Source organism: Paenibacillus sp. TSA_86.1 (assembly GCF_052691815.1).
In genome coordinates this window covers 40,812-58,200 of record NZ_JBQZGE010000005.1, presented here as the reverse complement: position 1 = coordinate 58,200, position 17,389 = coordinate 40,812, and the positions used below count along the sequence as shown (strand labels likewise).

Sequence of the window (17,389 nt, the reverse complement as noted above, 5' to 3'; positions counted from 1 at the left end):
TCATGTTGATTACAAGAAAATTTTCACAGCACCAATGATGGATTACCCTTTGTAAAAACAATAAATGATTATATAAAATCAATCTTTCATCCCAAAGGAGTTTCGGCTTATGTCATCTTATGTTTTCCCTATTCAGACCGCGTTTATCATCTTTGTCATTGCCTCCATGTTCCTGCTGGTTCCATGGTTAATCTATGGTTATCGCAAAGACGGCTTCTTCAGCTGGTCCCGGTTTGCTGTCAGCTTTTCTTTTATTTTCTTCCTAATGGCTGCTTACTGCCTTGTGATACTGCCGCTTCCCGCGACTCGAAATACTTGTGCAGGGCACACAGCGAATGCAGTCTATTACAACCTGAAACCCTTTATGTTTGTAAAAGACATTATGAAGGAAACCCCCATCATCTGGTCTCAGCCCTCTACGTGGATTAACATGATTAAGGGCCGAGCCTTCCTGCAAGTGCTATTCAATGTATTACTGCTCATGCCACTGGGGGTATATATCCGGTATTTCTGGCAAAAGAGAGCTTTTTGGAAACACGCCTTGGTGGCTGGCTTCGGGCTTTCCTTGTTTTTTGAAGTTACCCAACTCACCGGTTTGTACGGATTCTATGACTGTCCTTACCGACTGTTCGATGTGGATGATCTTATGCTGAACACCTCCGGTGCAGTGATTGGCTTCTTCGCAGCCCCGCTGCTGCTGGCCTTGTTCCCGTCTCGTGCAAGCATTCAAGCCAAGAGTGAACAGATCGTGGAGCAGAACCGCGTCTATCCTGTACCACAGCTGCTTGCCCTGCTCATCGACGGTATTGTCGTTGTTGTTATCGCTAATTTAATGTCGATCTTCACATTAACAAATGCCATACAAGATGTATTAAATACGTCTACCGCGATGGTTATCGTCCTGTTCTTTATCCCTTGGGTTCGTAACGGAGTTACACCAGGCTCTGCCGTTCTAAGATTCCGCTATGTTGATCGTCAGAGTGGTAAGCCGACACTCCCATCGCTATTGAAACGATTTATCGCCATCTATGCTCCGTGGCTCCTGTTAACGATAATTCAACTGGTAAGCAAGTATGCCTACCCTAACTATCGAGATGATATCATTCAGCCTTATTTCGTCTGGATTTCCCTGGGTATCAGCGTGGTGTACTTTCTCGTGTATATCATCCTGTTCATCCATGTGGTGTTCGTTATATTCTCGGGTGGAAAACGTTCCTTCTACTTCGACGAGGTCTCCCGTACACGAGCCTCGCGTAAATAATAAATCAACTGTGTGTCCTTCCCTACAGGACGATTCACATAACCGAAAAAGGCGGCCTTCATGGATAACCCATGAGGCCGCCTTTTTATTTTTAGACACTGAGATGGTTGAGTTCTCAGCATGTTCTCTGCTTTGAAACGCAGAAAAGGATACCTTACTTAACACCTAACAGTTCGCGTTTGGAAGCCTCTGGATCATGCTCAACCTCTATCTGATGGTTGATGATCAGTGTCGCCCGATCCTCACGATATTCCGGCCATTCGATTCCCGCTGTCTCCGGTTTACCATTCTTCGCAAAAGAAATCCAGGCATCCTGCACCTTGAGGGCAAGCGCTTTGGCAGCTTCATCCGGTTCAGCCTTCATGAATTTCAGTGCATCGAGCGTGTTAAAAACAAAGAACATTTCGATGCTGTGAATGGCTCTTTTCAGAAGCGGATGCTCTGGCATCACCCAGTCAAAACGGTACATCCACACCGGGGCATGCTTCTGTTGTGCAGCTGCATACTGTAGTGCTGAGCGCCAGAAGAACATATCGGTCATGACCTGAGCCTGTCCATCTGCTGTTTTGGGATAACTATCGGCGATAGCGACACGATTCTCCAGATCCGGCGTCATAAAATCAACACCCTGCACCATATCAATTTCGTTTGAAAACGGTACATGCGGCTGAATAAACAGCGCTCCCTCATGCTTCGTTGTGCCGATAAGTACCGGGACGCCCTCTGCGGAGCCTTCGCTTACGGCTTGAAGCGGTATTTGCGGCAACGATTCGCCATCCAGCACAGGCTGGAACAACATAGCCATGCCGGCTCCGCTCTGCTGCTTTACCGTTTCTGCAGCTGCCATAATCTGCTCTACCGGAATGCTGTTCAGCGTATGCAGATTTTCCCTGTTTACACCAAGGATCTTCAACATACCCTCACGCAAAGCCGAAGCTTGCTCTGCCGGCATGAACTGCGATGCACCACTCTCCATAATGGTACGCTGGAACAAACCTTTGGCTGATGGCATCGCCATCAGTGCGGCAATACTCATACTGCCTGCCGATTCTCCAAATACCGTAACCTGGCCCGGATCACCGCCAAAGGCGGTAATATTATCTTTCACCCATTGCAGCGCAGCTACCTGATCCAGCAGCCCAGCGTTGGATACGTAGGAATCACCTAACGGAGCCATGTGCAGGAATCCTAGCGGCCCAAGTCGATAGTTGATCGTCACCACGATTACGTCGCCGCGAACGGCTAGCTGTGTGCCATCATATACAGGCAGACTGCCTGATCCGGTGACAAATGATCCCCCGTGAATCCAGACCATGACGGGAAGGGGATGACTGCTTTCTTTCTCGGGTGCCCAGATGTTCAGATACAGGCTGTCTTCCGACTCTGGCGGCTTTTGCCCGCCCATCCACTCTGAATCATGACGCGGTTGTATATTCTCAGGCCCGAATTCGGTTGCCTGTCTGGTTCCTTCCCATGACTCGGGCTGTACCGGAGCTTGGAAACGCAGCTCGCCTACTGGTGGCTTCGCATACGGAATGCCCTTCCATACACTTGCACCGTGTAAAAGCTCGCCTTGAACCGTACCATATTTCGTTTGAACTTGAAGTTCTCGCATATCGCTTCTACATCCTCTCCGTGAATATATGCATTCATTAGCAACCACGATTAGACTGACCATGTGTATCTATTTGAGTATAAATCTTCAGTATACCTATTTACAACTTTGCCCAAAAAGGCCTGTTTGCATAGCATCTACTTTGATTATTACCGTATCAAAACACCTTGAATACGAGAAAAAGCCACCGTCACGATTGCCGTGATTCTGATGGCTTTATACTCACTAGTCTTCAAGAAGACAAGATGTGCTTCTCAAGTCACTGCCTTGTCTCCCCTTGATTCCAAGAGGGTTTCTCCTTGACTACTCCTGAGGATACCGACCGTATACTCCACACCCTCAATCCATTTCCCGGCAGTGAAATCACGTCCCTTCACAACCACCCGATCCTTGTAAATCTCAACATGTAGCCCTTCGCTACCCTCCAGATGCTCATCCTCATCGGTCCATAGATAAGCGACAGAGGAAGCATTGAACATGGTTGGCATCCGGCCAGTACCATCGAACATCGTATGCGGTGCTTGCAGCTGCCAATGGGTATGCCCGGAGAACAGAATCGCTTGTGGATACTTGGCAAGTACTGCCTTCAATTCTGCATCCTGATTCACGCCATACCAGCCTTGTTTCTGGAGTGATCCCGCAACGGTATCCATCAGGGGCTGGTGGATAAAGAGAAAGATCGGACGATCCAGTGCGGCCTGTTCAGCCAGCTTCGCATCCAGCCACTCCAGCTGTTCAGACGACATCTCACAGTCTTTTGGATGCGGCTGTTCCGTGCCGAGGAAGATATAATGATATCCATCGATCCAATGATCGTGGTAAGTTCCCTTCATGCCTGTCGCCGCTTCAAAATCAATCAAACGCCGATGCCATAGGCCCGCAACGGTAATCGTATCAGCTGTCGCTCTATCTGAAATTTCCGTGCGAACATCTTGATCTGCACTTCCGTCTGTATTTCCATCCTGACTGTCATACAGGTGGTCATCCACACTGCCATATGGACTTGCCACTTCTCCTTCATGCCCGCCATGCCCTGGCAGCACATATTGGTCGCCAGCGAGTCTATGAATCAGTGCCGCCGACTCCTCAGCTGTCTGCTTCACCGGGTGTTCCAGTTCCGCATCTTGCTCCAGCAGTTCAGCAACGTGACCTTCCGTCATCTCAAGCAGAACCAGGGGTGGCTTCTGCCAGATGATCGCACCGATATCATGATTGCCGACCGTGAAGCGTATTTCAGGCAACTTCTCCGCATATTGCTCCCAGATTCGCTGCCATTCCCGATACTCACTCGGCAGTCCACGGTCGGTCACATCACCTACATGCATTATGCCGCTGCTGCCAGGGCTAAACGAAGCTATATCCGCCAGCGCCTGCTCCAGATGCCGGTTATGAATATGATCTGCCTCGTCCCGTACATGTGTGTCCGTGATCACCTGGAAGGTAGCAAGTGGTTGCTCGGTAATACCCATTATGAATCACTCCATTTCAGTCCAATAATGCCTATCAAAATAAAACCCATCCACACCATCGACGTCAGTCGTAGCCGTTCACCAAAGAAATAATGCCCCACCACGCCAATCATCGTGATCCCCACGCCTGACCAGATCGCATAGGCCACAGCCAGCGGCATATACTTCACGGCATAATTCAGAAAAGTGAAGCTCGCGGCGTAACAAACGAACATCATCACGGAAGGCCACAATCTGGAGAAACCGTCCGACACTTTAAGCAAGATCGTGGCACTCAGCTCCAGACCAATGGCAAGTGCCAGCAACACCCAGCCCAGATAGGTCTGAATATTCGTCATCGGCCTAACCCACCGGAGAGCAATTCATGGAACGTCTGGATTGTGCGATCCGCCAGTTGTATTTTCCCAGACTCACCAATGCCAATCTTGTAGCCTGCTCCTGCAGCTCTCGCCATCTCCATATCTCCGTCCGTGTCCCCAATCACCATGACCTGCTGCGCCTGTACACTGAGTCGCTCACAAGCAAGTAGCAACATGTCAGGAAACGGTTTACCACGGTCCACCAGATCTGTGCCAATGACGATGTCAAAGTAATCATCCAGCCCCATCCATTGCAGATGTTTGACTGCACTTGCCGTTTCATCGGCTGTCACTACGCCCATTTTCAACCCCTGACTCCGTGACTGCTCCAAAAACTCTCTCACACCGGGTAGCGGATGTGCCGGACGATGTACCTCCATCGCTTCCTCCGCCTGTGCGAGGCATGCCCGTACGATTATTTTGGCTTCTGCCCAGCTGAGTCCTGCGCGATATCCATGCCACGTCAGCACGGCATACACTTCATCCATCGTACCCATGGCAAGCGGGCCCCGAACATCATAACCGTTCATTCGGCCCTGCTCGTCATGAAATGTACCCCAGATCTGTGGAAGATCGTCCTCTTTCATTTCCATCCCCCGGATAGCAAGCTGTTCTCTAAAATCCCGCAGTACACAATCCGTCCAGAACCCCCACATGCCTGTAAAATCAAGCAACGTCCCATCTTTATCAAACAGGATGGCTTGAACTTGCACCTCTGATCTATGGTCTACCTTATTCTCTTGCATGGACTAAACTCCTTGTCTGCGATCGTAATGAATGGAAAGGACGGTACGTGATGTACCGCCCTTTGGGCTCAGGCACTAAAGCTTATACATGAGAGGAGATGAAAATTCCATGTAATACAATGCATTATTTGGCAATTCGATCCAGTTCTTTCTGCGCTTTCTCTTTGGCTTCCTTCAACGCCTGCTCTGCGGGTATGTTATTGATCTGCACTTTATCTGCTGCTTCCTTCAGCGCATCATTGATCTTACCGCCTGTTGGGTCACGGAAAGGAGATGAAGCATGTGCTGCCTGTTGCAATGGTACAGTAATCTGCGGATGCTCTTCACTAAACTTCTTGAAGTCTGGATCTTCCTGAGCAGATTGACGCACCGCAATGTAACCTGTGTTCATCGACCATGAAGCGGTGTTCTCGGTTTTGGAGAAATACGTCAGCCATTTATACGCTGCTTGTTGTTGCTCCGGGCTTGCCGCTGCCGGAATACCTGCAAGAATTGCACTCGCTACCGGTTTACCTTCGCCAATGCCTTCCCAGCCTGGTTGCTGCATGGCCGCTACGATTTTAAAATCGAGATCGCCTTGGTCACCACTTGAACCGGTGTATCCAGCCGCTTTATTTTTCATCACATCGTCAATCGTTTTGTACCAATACTCCCAGCCTTGACCACCATATTGGATGCCCATGATTTTGTCTTCGTTGATCCATTTACGGAACAACTCCCATGTCTCGATCCATTCAGGAGAATCGATCATCACGGTTTTACCGTCATCACTCAGAATCTTGCCACCTTTGCCCATAACCGCATCGATCATGTTGTCTCTGCCCCACATTGGCTCCCAGCCGTAGAAGGTCGTTTTACCATTTTCCTTCTTGCTCATCTTCGCGGCAGCCTCGGCAAACTTCTCCCATGTCGTCAGGCTTGCCGGGTCAATCCCGTTCTCTTTGAACGTATCCATACGGTAGTACATAATTTGAGTCGTGCCATACATCGGTAAAAAGAATTGCTTGCCGTCTACATTCCCTTGTTCAAGGAACGTTTGAATGAAATCGTCTTTTTTGAAGTTCGGGTCAGCCGCGATCATCTCGTCCATGGGTGCATAGTAGCCTTTGCGCGCCCAGTCAATATTGGCACTCAGAACCGCAGCAGGTACCTTCTTGGAAGCAATGGCCGCTTGAAGCTTCTGCTCAGTCTCCGTGTAATCCGCTTGTACAATGCCTTTCACAACAACTTCGTTCTGCGAAGCGTTGAAGGCATCCATTTTCTTTTTCATATTGTCGCCCAGGTTACCGCCCAGCCCATACCAGAACTCAATCTCCACGGGCGCTTTCGCCTGTGTGTCCGTACCGCCGCTAGCAGCAGCCGTTGAATTTGATTCTGCCGGGGCTTGTGTTCCGCAAGCCGTTATTAATGCAAAGCTTGCCGCGAGTACCAGCGACATGCCGCCTTTCCAGCTCAGCTTCATTTTCTTCTTCAAAGTCATGCCTGACTTGCTCCAATTCATTGTTGTTCCTCCTGTTTTTGGGTGACTTTAGTAGGCGAAAAGGTGAAGCATATCAATTCTTGTTTACGCCAGCCGTCATGTTCACGCTCTGCATGATCGTTTTCTGGGTGAACACGAAGAGAATAAGTAAAGGTGCGATGGTAAATGCACTCGCAGCCATAATCTGCGGCCAAGCCAGCCCATAGGCTCCGCCTTCCACGAAGAAACTTCGCAATCCGGCTGACACCAGCTGCAGGTCAGGGTCTTTGGTGATGAGCATCGGCCAGAAATAGTTGTTGTACTGTTCGATGAAGGTAATCAGCACCATCACGGCGAAGCTGGAGCGAACAAGCGGTGCAATAATCGTCCAGAGAATGCGGAAATGTGATGCTCCATCCAGCTGTCCGGCTTCCACGAGTTCATGAGACACCTGCATAAAGGCCTGACGAATCAGAAAAATGGAGAACACACTGACACAGTTGGATACGATCAGACCCGTGTAGGAATCCAGCAGGTTAAGCTCGCTTAACACCAGATAACTGGGCAGATATACCGCCGTACTTGGGATCATGTAACCCACCAGAATGATGCCGGTTAACGTGCCCTTAAGACGGAATTTCATATGAGTCAAGGCGTATGCCATCATACTGGAGTTCACAATCTGGAACAGACAGATCGCTATCGCGACCCCGGTGCTATTCAACATGTACCTTGCAAAAGGTGCAGCGTTCCAGGCATCCACGTAGTTCTGCCACAGAAATGTCTCTGGCCAGAAGGTCGGCGGGAACTGCCAGATTTCATCATTCGTTTTGAATCCGCTGATCACCATCCAATAGAACGGAAAAGCAGTGCCTAGTGCGATAATAGCAAGCACCAGATAGCGAAGGATCGCACTGATTTTTATTTTTTTACGGGATGCCTTATGCATCTCTCTGGGTTTCATTTGGCTCGTTTTACTTTTTGGCATCGTCATTGTCATTAGTAGTGCACCAGGCGTCTGCCAAGCAGGAAGGACACTCCCGATAACAGTACGCAGATCAGAATAATAACTACAGCAATCGATGAAGCTTCTCCGACATGAAACGATTCAAAAGCAGACTGGTAATACATATAAAGCAAGGTTCGAGTTGATCCAGCAGGTCCACCTTGAGTCATGACGTTAATCTGGTCATATGCCTGTAGCGATTGAATGGTCAGAATAATGGACAGGAAAAAGGTCGTTGGCGAGATCAGCGGTAAGGTAATACTTCTGAACTTGTCCCAAGCTCCCGCACCATCAATGGACGCTGCTTCAAGCAGATCCGACGGCAGATTCCGTAGAGCTACCAGATAGAACACCATCGCCCAACCAATGGACTTCCACAGGGTGACAATCAATACGGCCACCATTGCCCAGTCCATATCACGGAGCCATCCAATCGGTGATACTCCCACCCAGCCCAGCATCAGATTGGCTAATCCCACTTGCGGTTCAAAAATCCACGACCATGCGATGGATACGGCAACCGTTGGTGTCACCCATGGCGAGAAAAGTAATGTGCGAAAAATACCGGATGATTTCATTTTGCTATTCATCAGCATCGCTAGTGCAAGTCCTCCCACAATCGTAGGGATCACACTCCCGAGTCCGAACAACAGCGTAACTTTCAGAGATCGATAAAATTCAGAGTTTGTTAAGAGATAAGTGTAATTGTCCAACCCCACAAACAGCTTGTTCGGGCTCATGAAGTCCCAGTCGGTAAAACTGAGATATACGATATATCCCAGAGGCCCCAGCCAGAAAATCAACAGCGGGATTAAAGCTGGCAGCGTAAATAGAACCGCCTCCGACTCCCTCCATACTTTCAAGCGCAATTTCCCCACTCCTTATTGTTCAAATTTTCTTTAACAATTGGCAATTTATAGATATATATTGGCTTGTTTGATCTTCCGTACAAAAATGATTGTACACTCGATTTGAAAAATCTATTTCGAGGTTGTGTTAAAATTCAAAGGAGTCATGTAAAATATGAATATGTTGTTGGAAACGTTTATCCTATTGCCGAGGTGACATTGTGGGAAAAGAAATTGCCGGGAACCCGAATCATGTTTCGTTACCCGATCGGTCTGCGCTGAGGGAGAGAGTTATCGAGGCGATCGCCAATACGATGGACTTATATGGGGTTAATCATACGTTTGGTAAATTGTATGGCGTAATGTATTTCGAAGATCGTCCGATGACGCTTGAAGAGATGAAAACCTCAATGAATATGAGCAAAAGCAACATGAGCTATGCGGTTCGTTCGTTAACCGAATCCCAGATGATTTATAAGCTGGACGAGAAAAAAGAGCGGCAGGATCAATATATGGCGGAGACAGACTTCTTTCGCACATTTCAGAATTTCTTCGGATTAAAACTGCAACGGGAAGTGGATGTGATGCTGGAGGGTATTCGAGAGGTTATCCCTGATCTGACAACCATGATCTTATCGGAACACACGACTGCACAAGATCGGGAAGAGGCATTGCGAGATTTGCACAAGCTCCAGCATGCAGAGCAATATTATGTCTGGCTTCAAGGATTCGTGGATCGGCTGCGAGAGGGTAAGTTATATGAAGAAAAAACAGAAATACCGGAACAGCACGACTAGCCCTGCTGAGTATAGACTTAAAGATATCGGATCTTAACAGAGTAGATTCAGCAGCAAATATAAGATTGAGATCAATGTATTATATAATAAGCATATACAACAAAGAGCTGTACCCAGCCGATCAATGGCTTTGGGCACAGCTCTTTTCATACTGTTCTTTTTTATAGTACTCTCTCATCATTCACATTGTTTATTCTGTTTATTTTTGAGTACCTTGTAACTAAATTACCTATAAAAACTACTTCTGTGCCGCAGCCTCAATATCTGCATATGCCCAGTGGGTTGCAGGCACATCGCTAAAGGATGGCGTCGCTACTCCGGTCAGCGGTGTACGTTTGAACAATACGTTCAGCACTTTTACCGCTTCTGCACGAGTCAGCTTGCTATCCGGTTTGAATGTACCATCGCTGTATCCAGCCATCAGGCCCGTGGATTGCACATAGGCAATTGCATCTGCTGCCCACAGATCAGCGGCTACATCCGTGAAGGAAGCTGCTTCTGGTGCTGTTGCTGCCGAGTTCGTTGGTTGCTTTTGCATCCAGCGGTACGCAATGGTTGCCATCTGTGCACGCGTAATCGAACCTTCTGGTGCAAAAGCTGTGCCGCTCAGGCCATTCATGATACCTGCAGCCTGTGCTTTCTGAATCTCACTTGTTGCCCAATGTGTTGCGGATACATCGGTGAATTTTGTATCTGCCACGGTTGCTGTTGCTGTTTCACCCGACATGTTACGAACAAGCATTGCGGCCATCTGTGCACGTGTAACGAACGCATCCGGACGGAAATCAATGCCGAAACCTTGGATGTATGGGTGATTTGTCTTTTGAGAAGCTTTCAGCCCGTCTACAACAACCAGCGTAAATGTACTAAATTTGGTTACCGTAAACTCAATGCCTTCGCTGTTATTAGCCAGCTTCACGAGTTTGCCTTGTACCAGTTCTTTCGTGCCATCGCTGTGTTCAATGTACACAGCCAGGTTATCCAAAATCTGCTGACGAGCTGTCGCATCCGTTGGCAAGCTATTGCCCAGTGGCAATGTGAGCGTCACTTCACGACTTTGCATATTCGTGTCGATCTCAACTGGACGAGCAAGCACACGCACATTGGTATTCGGAGCAACTTGCTGAATCACTTGCTCTTTCTTTGCACGCTCTTCCAGATCTTTGCGCTCGGTTTCTTTTTTCAGTGGAACCACGCGGAAATACAAGTCTTGATCGAATCCGGTAATGGACTGTGTAGGTACCGAAATGACTGCATTCTCTGTTGAGATTTCCAGTTTCATCGAACCGTCACTCAAGTCTTTTACAGCTGTTTTCGGGACTTCGACCCGTGTTTCGGACACAGCATCTTTCGTATCTGGTATGACAATACGTGCCGTATTGGTACCCAGTTGTTTTGCTTTTTCAACCGATTCCTTGGCAATCGCATCTGTCATTTTCACCAAATCTTTAACGGTTCCGTTGGTTTCGGTTGTACGTGTGATTGGTGTCTTGGTCAGGTTCGTGCCATTAACTCCGTTCACATCCACCACGAGCTGTTCTTGCTTCGTCGTTGGTGCAGGTGTGGATGTTACTGGTGCGTTTGATACAGGTGTAGCTGTAGATGTACCCCCACCTGTGTTGCCCCCGTTATTATTACCAGGATTGGTATTTGAATCATTCATTGTATATACGAGCTTTACGAATCGACTTGGCAGTACATCTTCAACGGCTTTATAACGAACTAGTATCGTCTTGTCGCCGCTCAGATCTATGCTTTGCATAAATGCAACATCAAGCCAGTTCAGACCACCATTAATGGAGATTTCCATTGTATTTTCCAAACCAATAATTGTGTTCTTGACATCATCACCAGTCACTTTTGGTGCAGCTGGAGCAAAAAATAGATCAAATGCCTTTTGAATTTCTTCGAACGTTTTATAACCTCCTATAGGTCGTTCGCTCACCATCCACTCCGTAAATTCCTCTGTTTTGTTTTGAGGTAATAACATTAGCTTATCTAGTTTAAGAGGGAATTCCTCGATCTTCGCATTCGAATTCCCAGCATTGTACTGCATTGAGAACATCTCTGTCATAAAGAGGTAACCAAAGACCTCCATAACGTCATTAGCCTCTGCCATGTTTACAGAAGGCATATTCGTTGGGCCGCTCAACAACAGAAGCACATGTTTGTCTTTAAATTCTGATCCAGGATATGTTGCCGATAATTTAGAGACATAAGCAGCCAAGTATTGATCTACGAATGTGCTGTTTAAATATGTTTGAGCAGCTAACTCAAACGGTTTAAAATCATCTTCTGAAAACAAATTTTTATGATCTAAGATTTGAGTATAGAAATTTTTCAGAATCAACATCATGCCTTTTACATCTGTTTCCCTATAAGCCTTGAGTGCCGTGATACTAGCATCTGTAATAAATTGAACCTGTGGTTCCGTGTACATGTGAGACTTAGGAGCTAGATTCATTAAAGCATTAGCAACCAGGGTCTTTTCATTATCAAAAAGGTTATTAAATGCTTCTGGTTGCTGAAGCAAACCTTCACTTTTTAATATAGCAAGTACCGTATTTCCATCCCCATTTGAAATTGCCGTCTTTAACATTTCCAAAAGAGTCTGTGTATTCGAAGACGAGTTATTATTCTCCGTGTTTGTGTTTGTGTTGGTGTTTGTGTTAGTGTTAGTGTTTGTGTTCGAAGTCTCTGTGTTGGTGTTTGAGGTCTCCGTGCTTGTGTTGGTGTTGGTACTGGTGTTCGAAGTCTCCGTGTTGGTGCTTGTATTCGTGCTTGTAGTAGAGGTCGAATTACTATCTTCAACTGGTGTCGCTCCCGCAGGGACAGCACCCGTTAACGCCCCTTGCAACAGCATGAGTGAAACAACTAATAAACTAAATGATTTGCGAATCTTGCCCATTGTTATCCTCCTCAGATGTTCTCAATCAAATTATTTAATCTATCTCTCTGTTAAATAGATAGGCCTATTGTAGTACACAACTCTGAACGGATTCTGAACAAATGGGTAAATATTAGGTTAAAAAACCTTTTTTAGCGGATAAAATGAACTTTTTTTAAATTTTTTTCGTCATAATTCAACATTCACACTATATAAAACATTATTCAAGACCTATACATCGCTATAGCTATTCAGTCTCAATAAACAAACAAAAAAGCAGCCCTCAAGGCTGCTTTCTCTGTTTTATTTTATCTTATCCGCACTTATATTCGCATCTCCGTGTCCTGAGCATGCCTGCAGTCACTTCAATAGGATCTCCTTCTCGGACATTAACATGTTACCCTCATCATTGGTAAACACAAATATGGCTTTCCCGCGCTCGCCCTTCATCTCGTCCGAATAGATAAATCCCGAGAACTGGCCATTACCGCTAAAATAAAAGCCGTCCTCTCCGTTCGCCCCATGCTCGATTGCTTCTTGCAGCGAATTCACAATGGTTACCGTGTTAGACGTCCAGCGCATTTCCGTTAGGCTATACCCTTTAGGCACCTGCTTGATCACAAAATCAAAGCTGTTGCCCTCCATCGGTTTATCCGATTGATCAATGACAATGTCGATCTCCTCTGACGATGCCTCAGCGTTAGACTGCGTCTCCATCTTGCCTTCTTCCGCTTTTGCGTTGCCCTGATCTTTGTTGTTCTTGGCTTCCGCATTAGGTATAGAGTCTTGCCCAGCTTCCTCGATCGGTTGCTTGGACTGCGGGTAGGCGTGCTCCTGTACAGACTCTTTATTATTTTTGGCGCCACAGGCACTAACGACGATGACCATACACAACACCGCTGTATACAGCGCAGATTTCCTGACGATACGATTCATACTTCATCGACTCCCTTTATTCTTTTTGCTTCCTTCTCATACACAAATTAGAACGTGAACCTTATTCATCACTACACCATATCGTCCCTCATGAAGCTCCATAATATGTAAATGATTCTAAAATTCAAACTACAACCTGTTCTTTCGTAGTGATAAGTGTATGAGCTTGCATTCAAGAAGATGGGAATCAGAAGTGTTATTTCTTATGATTAATGCTGAAATCTCGGTAACTCTAGTACTTGACCGGATTGAATAGTTCCGTGTGCCAACTGGTTTGTATTTTTGAGTGCTTCGACATAAATCCGAGTATCCATCTGTTCCGGTTTGTTCGCAAGCGATATACTCCATAGCGTATCCCCTGAGGATACAACGACCTGCTGATTTAGCAACACAGGTTGATCACCCGCAGAGGCCTTGAACACTACACTGCAGCCAGCAATGAATACACTAATGGTAATAAGTAGCTTGATCATCGCGGGGCGTGTGACTTGATCTCGTATAGAAAGCATAGAAGTGTACTTTTCAGAAATGTGCTTTTCTAACGAAAAATCAGGCTTAGTTAACACGGCCTGTTCATGTTCATGAATACTTTTATACGTGGAATATCTCATCTTCATTTGACCTCCGATTTTCATCTACCTTTTTCGCCAATCTTCATTTAGCCCGCTTATATAATTGCATTTAACAACAAAAAATATCTGTCTTGCTGAATCTGTATTAGGAATATACGACTAGCTATTAAATTAAAATATAGGTCTATATTATCACCCTATTCTAAACAAATTCTGAACAATTCCTAATCCGAGATAAACAACAGAATTGAATAGATGCCTGATTTTCGGCGATGAGAGGTTTGTTTCTGCCCTATAATAAGGGAACGATTATGATTCCAAGGAAGTAAGGACGTGCGGTTTATGATCTCTGCGGATCTGAAAGGACAGTATTACCAGGCACTGGTAGCCAAAGATTCAGAATATGAAGGTTTATTTTATGTCGGGGTCAAAACAACGGGTGTATTTTGTCGCCCTACCTGCCCGGCTCGAAAGCCAAAGTTCGAGAACTGCGAGTTTTACGAAACGGCTCAGCAAGCGTTGCTTGCGTCATTCCGTCCTTGTCAGCGTTGTAGACCTTTATCTCATCCCAATCAGGTTTCGGATGTGGTTCGCATGCTGGTTGAGGCTGTAGAGAGAGAGCCGGAGAAACGATGGAAGGGACAGGACTTCAAAGCATTATCCATTGATGAATCCACAGCTCGCCGTCAGTTTAAAAAAAGATTCGGCATGACCTTTGTCGAATATGCACGCGCCCGGCGTATGGGACTAGCCCTAAAGCATATTCGCTCCGGACGTACCGTCATCGATAGCCAGCTCTCCACGGGATATGAGTCAAGCAGTGGATTTCGGGATGCTTTTTCGCGGATTATGGGAGCTGCGCCTACACATGTAGATGAAGAACGGATACTGAAGGCGGCCTGGATCGACACCCGTCTTGGCCCTATGATGGCTGTGGCGGATGAACAAGCTTTATATTTACTCGAATTCATTGATCGCAGAGGACTGGAACGTGAGGTAGAACGTCTGCGGAAGCGTACCCAATCTGCAATCGTGCCTGGCACATCAGCGCCTATTCAGTCTATAGAACGGGAGTTAGATGAATATTTCGACGGCAAAAGGACGGCGTTCGACACAGCGTTGTTCTGTTTAGGAACACCATTTCAAAAACAAGTCTGGAAAGCGTTATTAGCTATTCCGGCCGGAGAAACGAGATCGTATCAGGAGATTGCTAACGCCGTTGGAAAACCGACGGCATGCCGGGCGGTAGCACAGGCCAACGGTGCTAATCAGCTTGCTATTGTTATTCCATGTCACCGTGTAATTAACGCTAGTGGGGAACTCGGCGGGTATGGAGGAGGACTGACACGTAAAAACTGGCTGCTCCAACATGAGAAACAGCGGTCATGATCGTGAGGATCAGCATTACATTTATCTGATAAAGGAATGATTCGAGATGAACGTCAACAACCACACGTTAAGGGAAAAAGCTGAGCAATTTCATCAATATCACATCAAAGGAAAACCACTCGTACTAGTGAATGCGTGGGATGCTGGAAGTGCACAGACTATTCAATCTACAGGAGCGGCAGCTATCGCTACCGGAAGTTTTTCTGTTGCCGCAACCCACGGTGAACAGGATGGAGAAGCTCTGCCCTTCCATTTGGTACTTGCTAACCTTGCACGCATTACAAAGAGCGTGGATTTGCCAGTAACCATCGATATAGAGGGAGGGTATGGCAGGTTTATGTCAGAAGTGAAGCAAAATGTATTGCAAATTATCGAGTGTGGAGCAGTAGGTATTAATATCGAGGATCAGCTTCCGAATGGTGAAGGTTTGTATCGTTCTGCAGAACAGTGTTTGAGGTTATCCGCAGCTCGCGAGGCTGCAGAGCAGGCAGGCATCCGGCTTTTTATCAACGCGCGTACAGATTTATTTCTGCAACAAGTTCCTGAACAGCATCAGGAAGCGTTGGTACATGAAGCTATTACACGATCGAAGGCGTACGCAGAAGCAGGGGCTAGCGGTTTGTTCGTTCCAGGTTTACAGCATCCGGAGTGGATTCAACAACTGTGTGAACAGTCCCCAATTCCCGTCAACGTGATGGTAACCTCCCCGGAGCCTTCACCCAATCAGCTGGCTGCACTAGGGGTTTCACGAATCAGCTATGGCCCTTATCCTTATCTGCAAGTCATGGAACACCTGAAAGCGTTAGGGCAACGTATTTTGACAGGATCATATGGATCATAATAAAGAGGTGTTTTCGTACCACGCTTCCCTCATGAACAGAGGATGTCCTCGGCCTTCACCTGTGGTATAATCCGACTACCTAACTAGTAACAGGAGGCATATATGCTTAACGTTGAACAAAAGCTTGAAATTCTTGAATCCTATCCCCAGCTGCAGCGCAAAAATGTTTCTCTGGGGCGTGTAAATTTCCACTATGAAGACAGCGCCTATGAGAAAAAGATCGTGGCACTTCACATTCACCCGAACGGTAATGGTTATATCTATGCAGGGCTGTTGCCGAACTATGAAACGGATGCCAAAGGGTTCGTTAATATTCGTGACTACTCGGAAGCGGATCTGCGCTCGTTGCTGGATGCAACGCTCAAAGCGATGTCTTACAATCCGGATGCAGTTGAAGCGGCTGAGAAAGCACCCACCCCAAAAGAATCTGTCCCGGTTACTCTGTCGTCAGGCGGCGGAATATGGATCAATGAAGAGGGACATACACTCACCTTAAAATATGATAATGACATGTGGTGTGTGTATTCCGGCCAGGATTTGGATATGGCTTTTGAATCACGCGGCGAAGCCGGAGAATATCTTCAAGAGGAAGGTTTCAAACCGCAAGCTCAAGCTTAAATAACGATACAACAAACATGAGAAGGTACAACAAACACGAGGCGAGTTATACTCCCTCGTGTTTTTTTTATCGCCCTGAGTTTAGGTCTTCGACTCGCACATCGTTTGTCTTAAACCCTTGTTAATTCATCAACTTCTCCATACGTATCCGGTGATATTGGTTCAGGAGAGCGTCGAGTACTACGGATTGTCGGATCACTTCAGGATGAAGCATATTACCATATTGCGTGTGTATCTGATGCAGCTGTTGTCTCGCGTCTTCAATCTGTGTTTTTAATTCCATACGATCCATAGTCCCCCCTCCTTTTGTCATATTTTAGCTTATTATGCCAATCGATAGTTTGATGAGGATATGACAGTGTACTTTCTTATGTATTATCCCAGCATTATTACAGCGTTTATGGCATACCAAAAAGAACGCTTCCGAAGAAAACCAGAAGCGTTCCGTGGCTCAGGCTTATGCCCCCGAACCTTATTTCGTATAGTCATTTAAGTTCCGAATCCGTGGTCACTGGGTCTCATAATTTGTGGGTCGGGATTCTTTGTGTCTGGGACAGGTTGCGCAGCAGGGACTGTGATGGATACA

16 protein-coding genes are annotated in these 17,389 nt (G+C 46.6%); 5 read left to right on the top strand and 11 right to left on the bottom strand.

Annotated features, from left to right (window positions below; genetic code table 11):
• The first annotated feature begins 109 nt into the window (after positions 1-109).
• Positions 110-1,261 (top strand): VanZ family protein, encoded by a 1,152-nt coding sequence (locus ACUTVW_RS13020; protein ID WP_445646194.1) that lies wholly within the window; start codon positions 110-112, stop codon positions 1,259-1,261.
• Positions 1,262-1,415: 154 nt separating this feature from the next.
• On the opposite strand, the gene ACUTVW_RS13015 is transcribed toward ACUTVW_RS13020, so the two are convergent.
• The 7 genes from ACUTVW_RS13015 to ACUTVW_RS12985 all read right to left on the bottom strand — a co-directional run bounded on the left by ACUTVW_RS13015 (position 1,416) and on the right by ACUTVW_RS12985 (position 8,784).
• A complete protein-coding gene (locus ACUTVW_RS13015; protein WP_445646193.1) occupies positions 1,416-2,876 on the bottom strand; it encodes a carboxylesterase/lipase family protein in 1,461 nt (486 codons plus the stop codon).
• Between the two features lie 254 nt (positions 2,877-3,130).
• Entirely contained in the window at positions 3,131-4,345 is a 1,215-nt protein-coding gene (locus tag ACUTVW_RS13010; RefSeq protein ID WP_445646192.1) for a metallophosphoesterase family protein, read from the bottom strand.
• Entirely contained in the window at positions 4,345-4,683 is a 339-nt protein-coding gene (locus ACUTVW_RS13005; RefSeq protein WP_445646191.1) for a DMT family transporter, read from the bottom strand. Before ACUTVW_RS13005 ends, ACUTVW_RS13010 begins: the two co-directional genes overlap by 1 nt.
• A complete protein-coding gene (locus tag ACUTVW_RS13000) occupies positions 4,680-5,450 on the bottom strand; it encodes an HAD family hydrolase (protein ID WP_445646190.1) in 771 nt (256 codons plus the stop codon). Before ACUTVW_RS13000 ends, ACUTVW_RS13005 begins: the two co-directional genes overlap by 4 nt.
• Before the next feature lie 124 nt (positions 5,451-5,574).
• Positions 5,575-6,951 (bottom strand): ABC transporter substrate-binding protein, encoded by a 1,377-nt coding sequence (locus tag ACUTVW_RS12995; protein WP_445646189.1) that lies wholly within the window; start codon positions 6,949-6,951, stop codon positions 5,575-5,577.
• A gap of 52 nt (positions 6,952-7,003) precedes the next feature.
• Positions 7,004-7,858, bottom strand: coding sequence for a carbohydrate ABC transporter permease (locus ACUTVW_RS12990; RefSeq protein ID WP_445646406.1), 855 nt, complete (start codon positions 7,856-7,858; stop codon positions 7,004-7,006).
• Positions 7,859-7,908: 50 nt separating this feature from the next.
• Positions 7,909-8,784 (bottom strand): carbohydrate ABC transporter permease, encoded by an 876-nt coding sequence (locus ACUTVW_RS12985; protein ID WP_445646188.1) that lies wholly within the window; start codon positions 8,782-8,784, stop codon positions 7,909-7,911.
• Between the two features lie 200 nt (positions 8,785-8,984).
• On the opposite strand from ACUTVW_RS12985, the gene ACUTVW_RS12980 reads away from it, so the two are divergent.
• Positions 8,985-9,560, top strand: coding sequence for a GbsR/MarR family transcriptional regulator (locus tag ACUTVW_RS12980; RefSeq protein ID WP_445646187.1), 576 nt, complete (start codon positions 8,985-8,987; stop codon positions 9,558-9,560).
• Positions 9,561-9,798: 238 nt separating this feature from the next.
• On the opposite strand, the gene ACUTVW_RS12975 is transcribed toward ACUTVW_RS12980, so the two are convergent.
• The 3 genes from ACUTVW_RS12975 to ACUTVW_RS12965 form a co-directional block, all read right to left on the bottom strand.
• Positions 9,799-12,468 (bottom strand): S-layer homology domain-containing protein, encoded by a 2,670-nt coding sequence (locus ACUTVW_RS12975; protein WP_445646186.1) that lies wholly within the window; start codon positions 12,466-12,468, stop codon positions 9,799-9,801.
• A 339-nt stretch (positions 12,469-12,807) separates the two neighbouring features.
• A complete protein-coding gene (locus ACUTVW_RS12970; RefSeq protein WP_445646185.1) occupies positions 12,808-13,383 on the bottom strand; it encodes a hypothetical protein in 576 nt (191 codons plus the stop codon).
• Positions 13,384-13,592: 209 nt separating this feature from the next.
• The gene (locus ACUTVW_RS12965) at positions 13,593-13,994 is read right to left on the bottom strand and encodes a LysM peptidoglycan-binding domain-containing protein (protein ID WP_445646184.1); all 402 of its coding nucleotides are present in this window, start codon (positions 13,992-13,994) and stop codon (positions 13,593-13,595) included.
• A gap of 303 nt (positions 13,995-14,297) precedes the next feature.
• Here ACUTVW_RS12965 and ACUTVW_RS12960 point away from each other — a divergent pair, with 303 nt between their 5' ends.
• From ACUTVW_RS12960 to ACUTVW_RS12950, 3 genes are all read left to right on the top strand, one after another.
• Positions 14,298-15,344 carry a bifunctional transcriptional activator/DNA repair enzyme AdaA gene (locus ACUTVW_RS12960; protein WP_445646405.1) on the top strand — a complete coding sequence of 349 codons (1,047 nt, stop codon included), beginning with the start codon at positions 14,298-14,300 and terminating at the stop codon, positions 15,342-15,344.
• 46 nt (positions 15,345-15,390) lie between these two features.
• Complete coding sequence (locus ACUTVW_RS12955; protein ID WP_445646183.1) at positions 15,391-16,185, top strand: isocitrate lyase/PEP mutase family protein; 795 nt, start codon at positions 15,391-15,393, stop codon at positions 16,183-16,185.
• A 102-nt stretch (positions 16,186-16,287) separates the two neighbouring features.
• Positions 16,288-16,803, top strand: coding sequence for a hypothetical protein (locus ACUTVW_RS12950; RefSeq protein ID WP_445646182.1), 516 nt, complete (start codon positions 16,288-16,290; stop codon positions 16,801-16,803).
• Positions 16,804-16,924: 121 nt separating this feature from the next.
• On the opposite strand, the gene ACUTVW_RS12945 is transcribed toward ACUTVW_RS12950, so the two are convergent.
• Positions 16,925-17,095, bottom strand: a complete 171-nt coding sequence (locus ACUTVW_RS12945) for an aspartyl-phosphate phosphatase Spo0E family protein (protein ID WP_445646181.1) — start codon at positions 17,093-17,095, stop codon at positions 16,925-16,927.
• Positions 17,096-17,389: the final 294 nt, after the last annotated feature.

Coding starts and splice junctions, on each gene's coding strand:
- ACUTVW_RS13020 (WP_445646194.1), top strand. CDS start 110: ATGTCATCTTATGTTTTCCCTATTCAGACCGCGTTTATCATCTTTGTC.
- ACUTVW_RS13015 (WP_445646193.1), bottom strand. CDS start 2,876: ATGCGAGAACTTCAAGTTCAAACGAAATATGGTACGGTTCAAGGCGAG.
- ACUTVW_RS13010 (WP_445646192.1), bottom strand. CDS start 4,345: ATGGGTATTACCGAGCAACCACTTGCTACCTTCCAGGTGATCACGGAC.
- ACUTVW_RS13005 (WP_445646191.1), bottom strand. CDS start 4,683: ATGACGAATATTCAGACCTATCTGGGCTGGGTGTTGCTGGCACTTGCC.
- ACUTVW_RS13000 (WP_445646190.1), bottom strand. CDS start 5,450: ATGCAAGAGAATAAGGTAGACCATAGATCAGAGGTGCAAGTTCAAGCC.
- ACUTVW_RS12995 (WP_445646189.1), bottom strand. CDS start 6,951: ATGAATTGGAGCAAGTCAGGCATGACTTTGAAGAAGAAAATGAAGCTG.
- ACUTVW_RS12990 (WP_445646406.1), bottom strand. CDS start 7,858: ATGCATAAGGCATCCCGTAAAAAAATAAAAATCAGTGCGATCCTTCGC.
- ACUTVW_RS12975 (WP_445646186.1), bottom strand. CDS start 12,468: ATGGGCAAGATTCGCAAATCATTTAGTTTATTAGTTGTTTCACTCATG.
- ACUTVW_RS12970 (WP_445646185.1), bottom strand. CDS start 13,383: ATGAATCGTATCGTCAGGAAATCTGCGCTGTATACAGCGGTGTTGTGT.
- ACUTVW_RS12965 (WP_445646184.1), bottom strand. CDS start 13,994: ATGAGATATTCCACGTATAAAAGTATTCATGAACATGAACAGGCCGTG.
- ACUTVW_RS12960 (WP_445646405.1), top strand. CDS start 14,298: ATGATCTCTGCGGATCTGAAAGGACAGTATTACCAGGCACTGGTAGCC.
- ACUTVW_RS12955 (WP_445646183.1), top strand. CDS start 15,391: ATGAACGTCAACAACCACACGTTAAGGGAAAAAGCTGAGCAATTTCAT.
- ACUTVW_RS12950 (WP_445646182.1), top strand. CDS start 16,288: ATGCTTAACGTTGAACAAAAGCTTGAAATTCTTGAATCCTATCCCCAG.
- ACUTVW_RS12945 (WP_445646181.1), bottom strand. CDS start 17,095: ATGGATCGTATGGAATTAAAAACACAGATTGAAGACGCGAGACAACAG.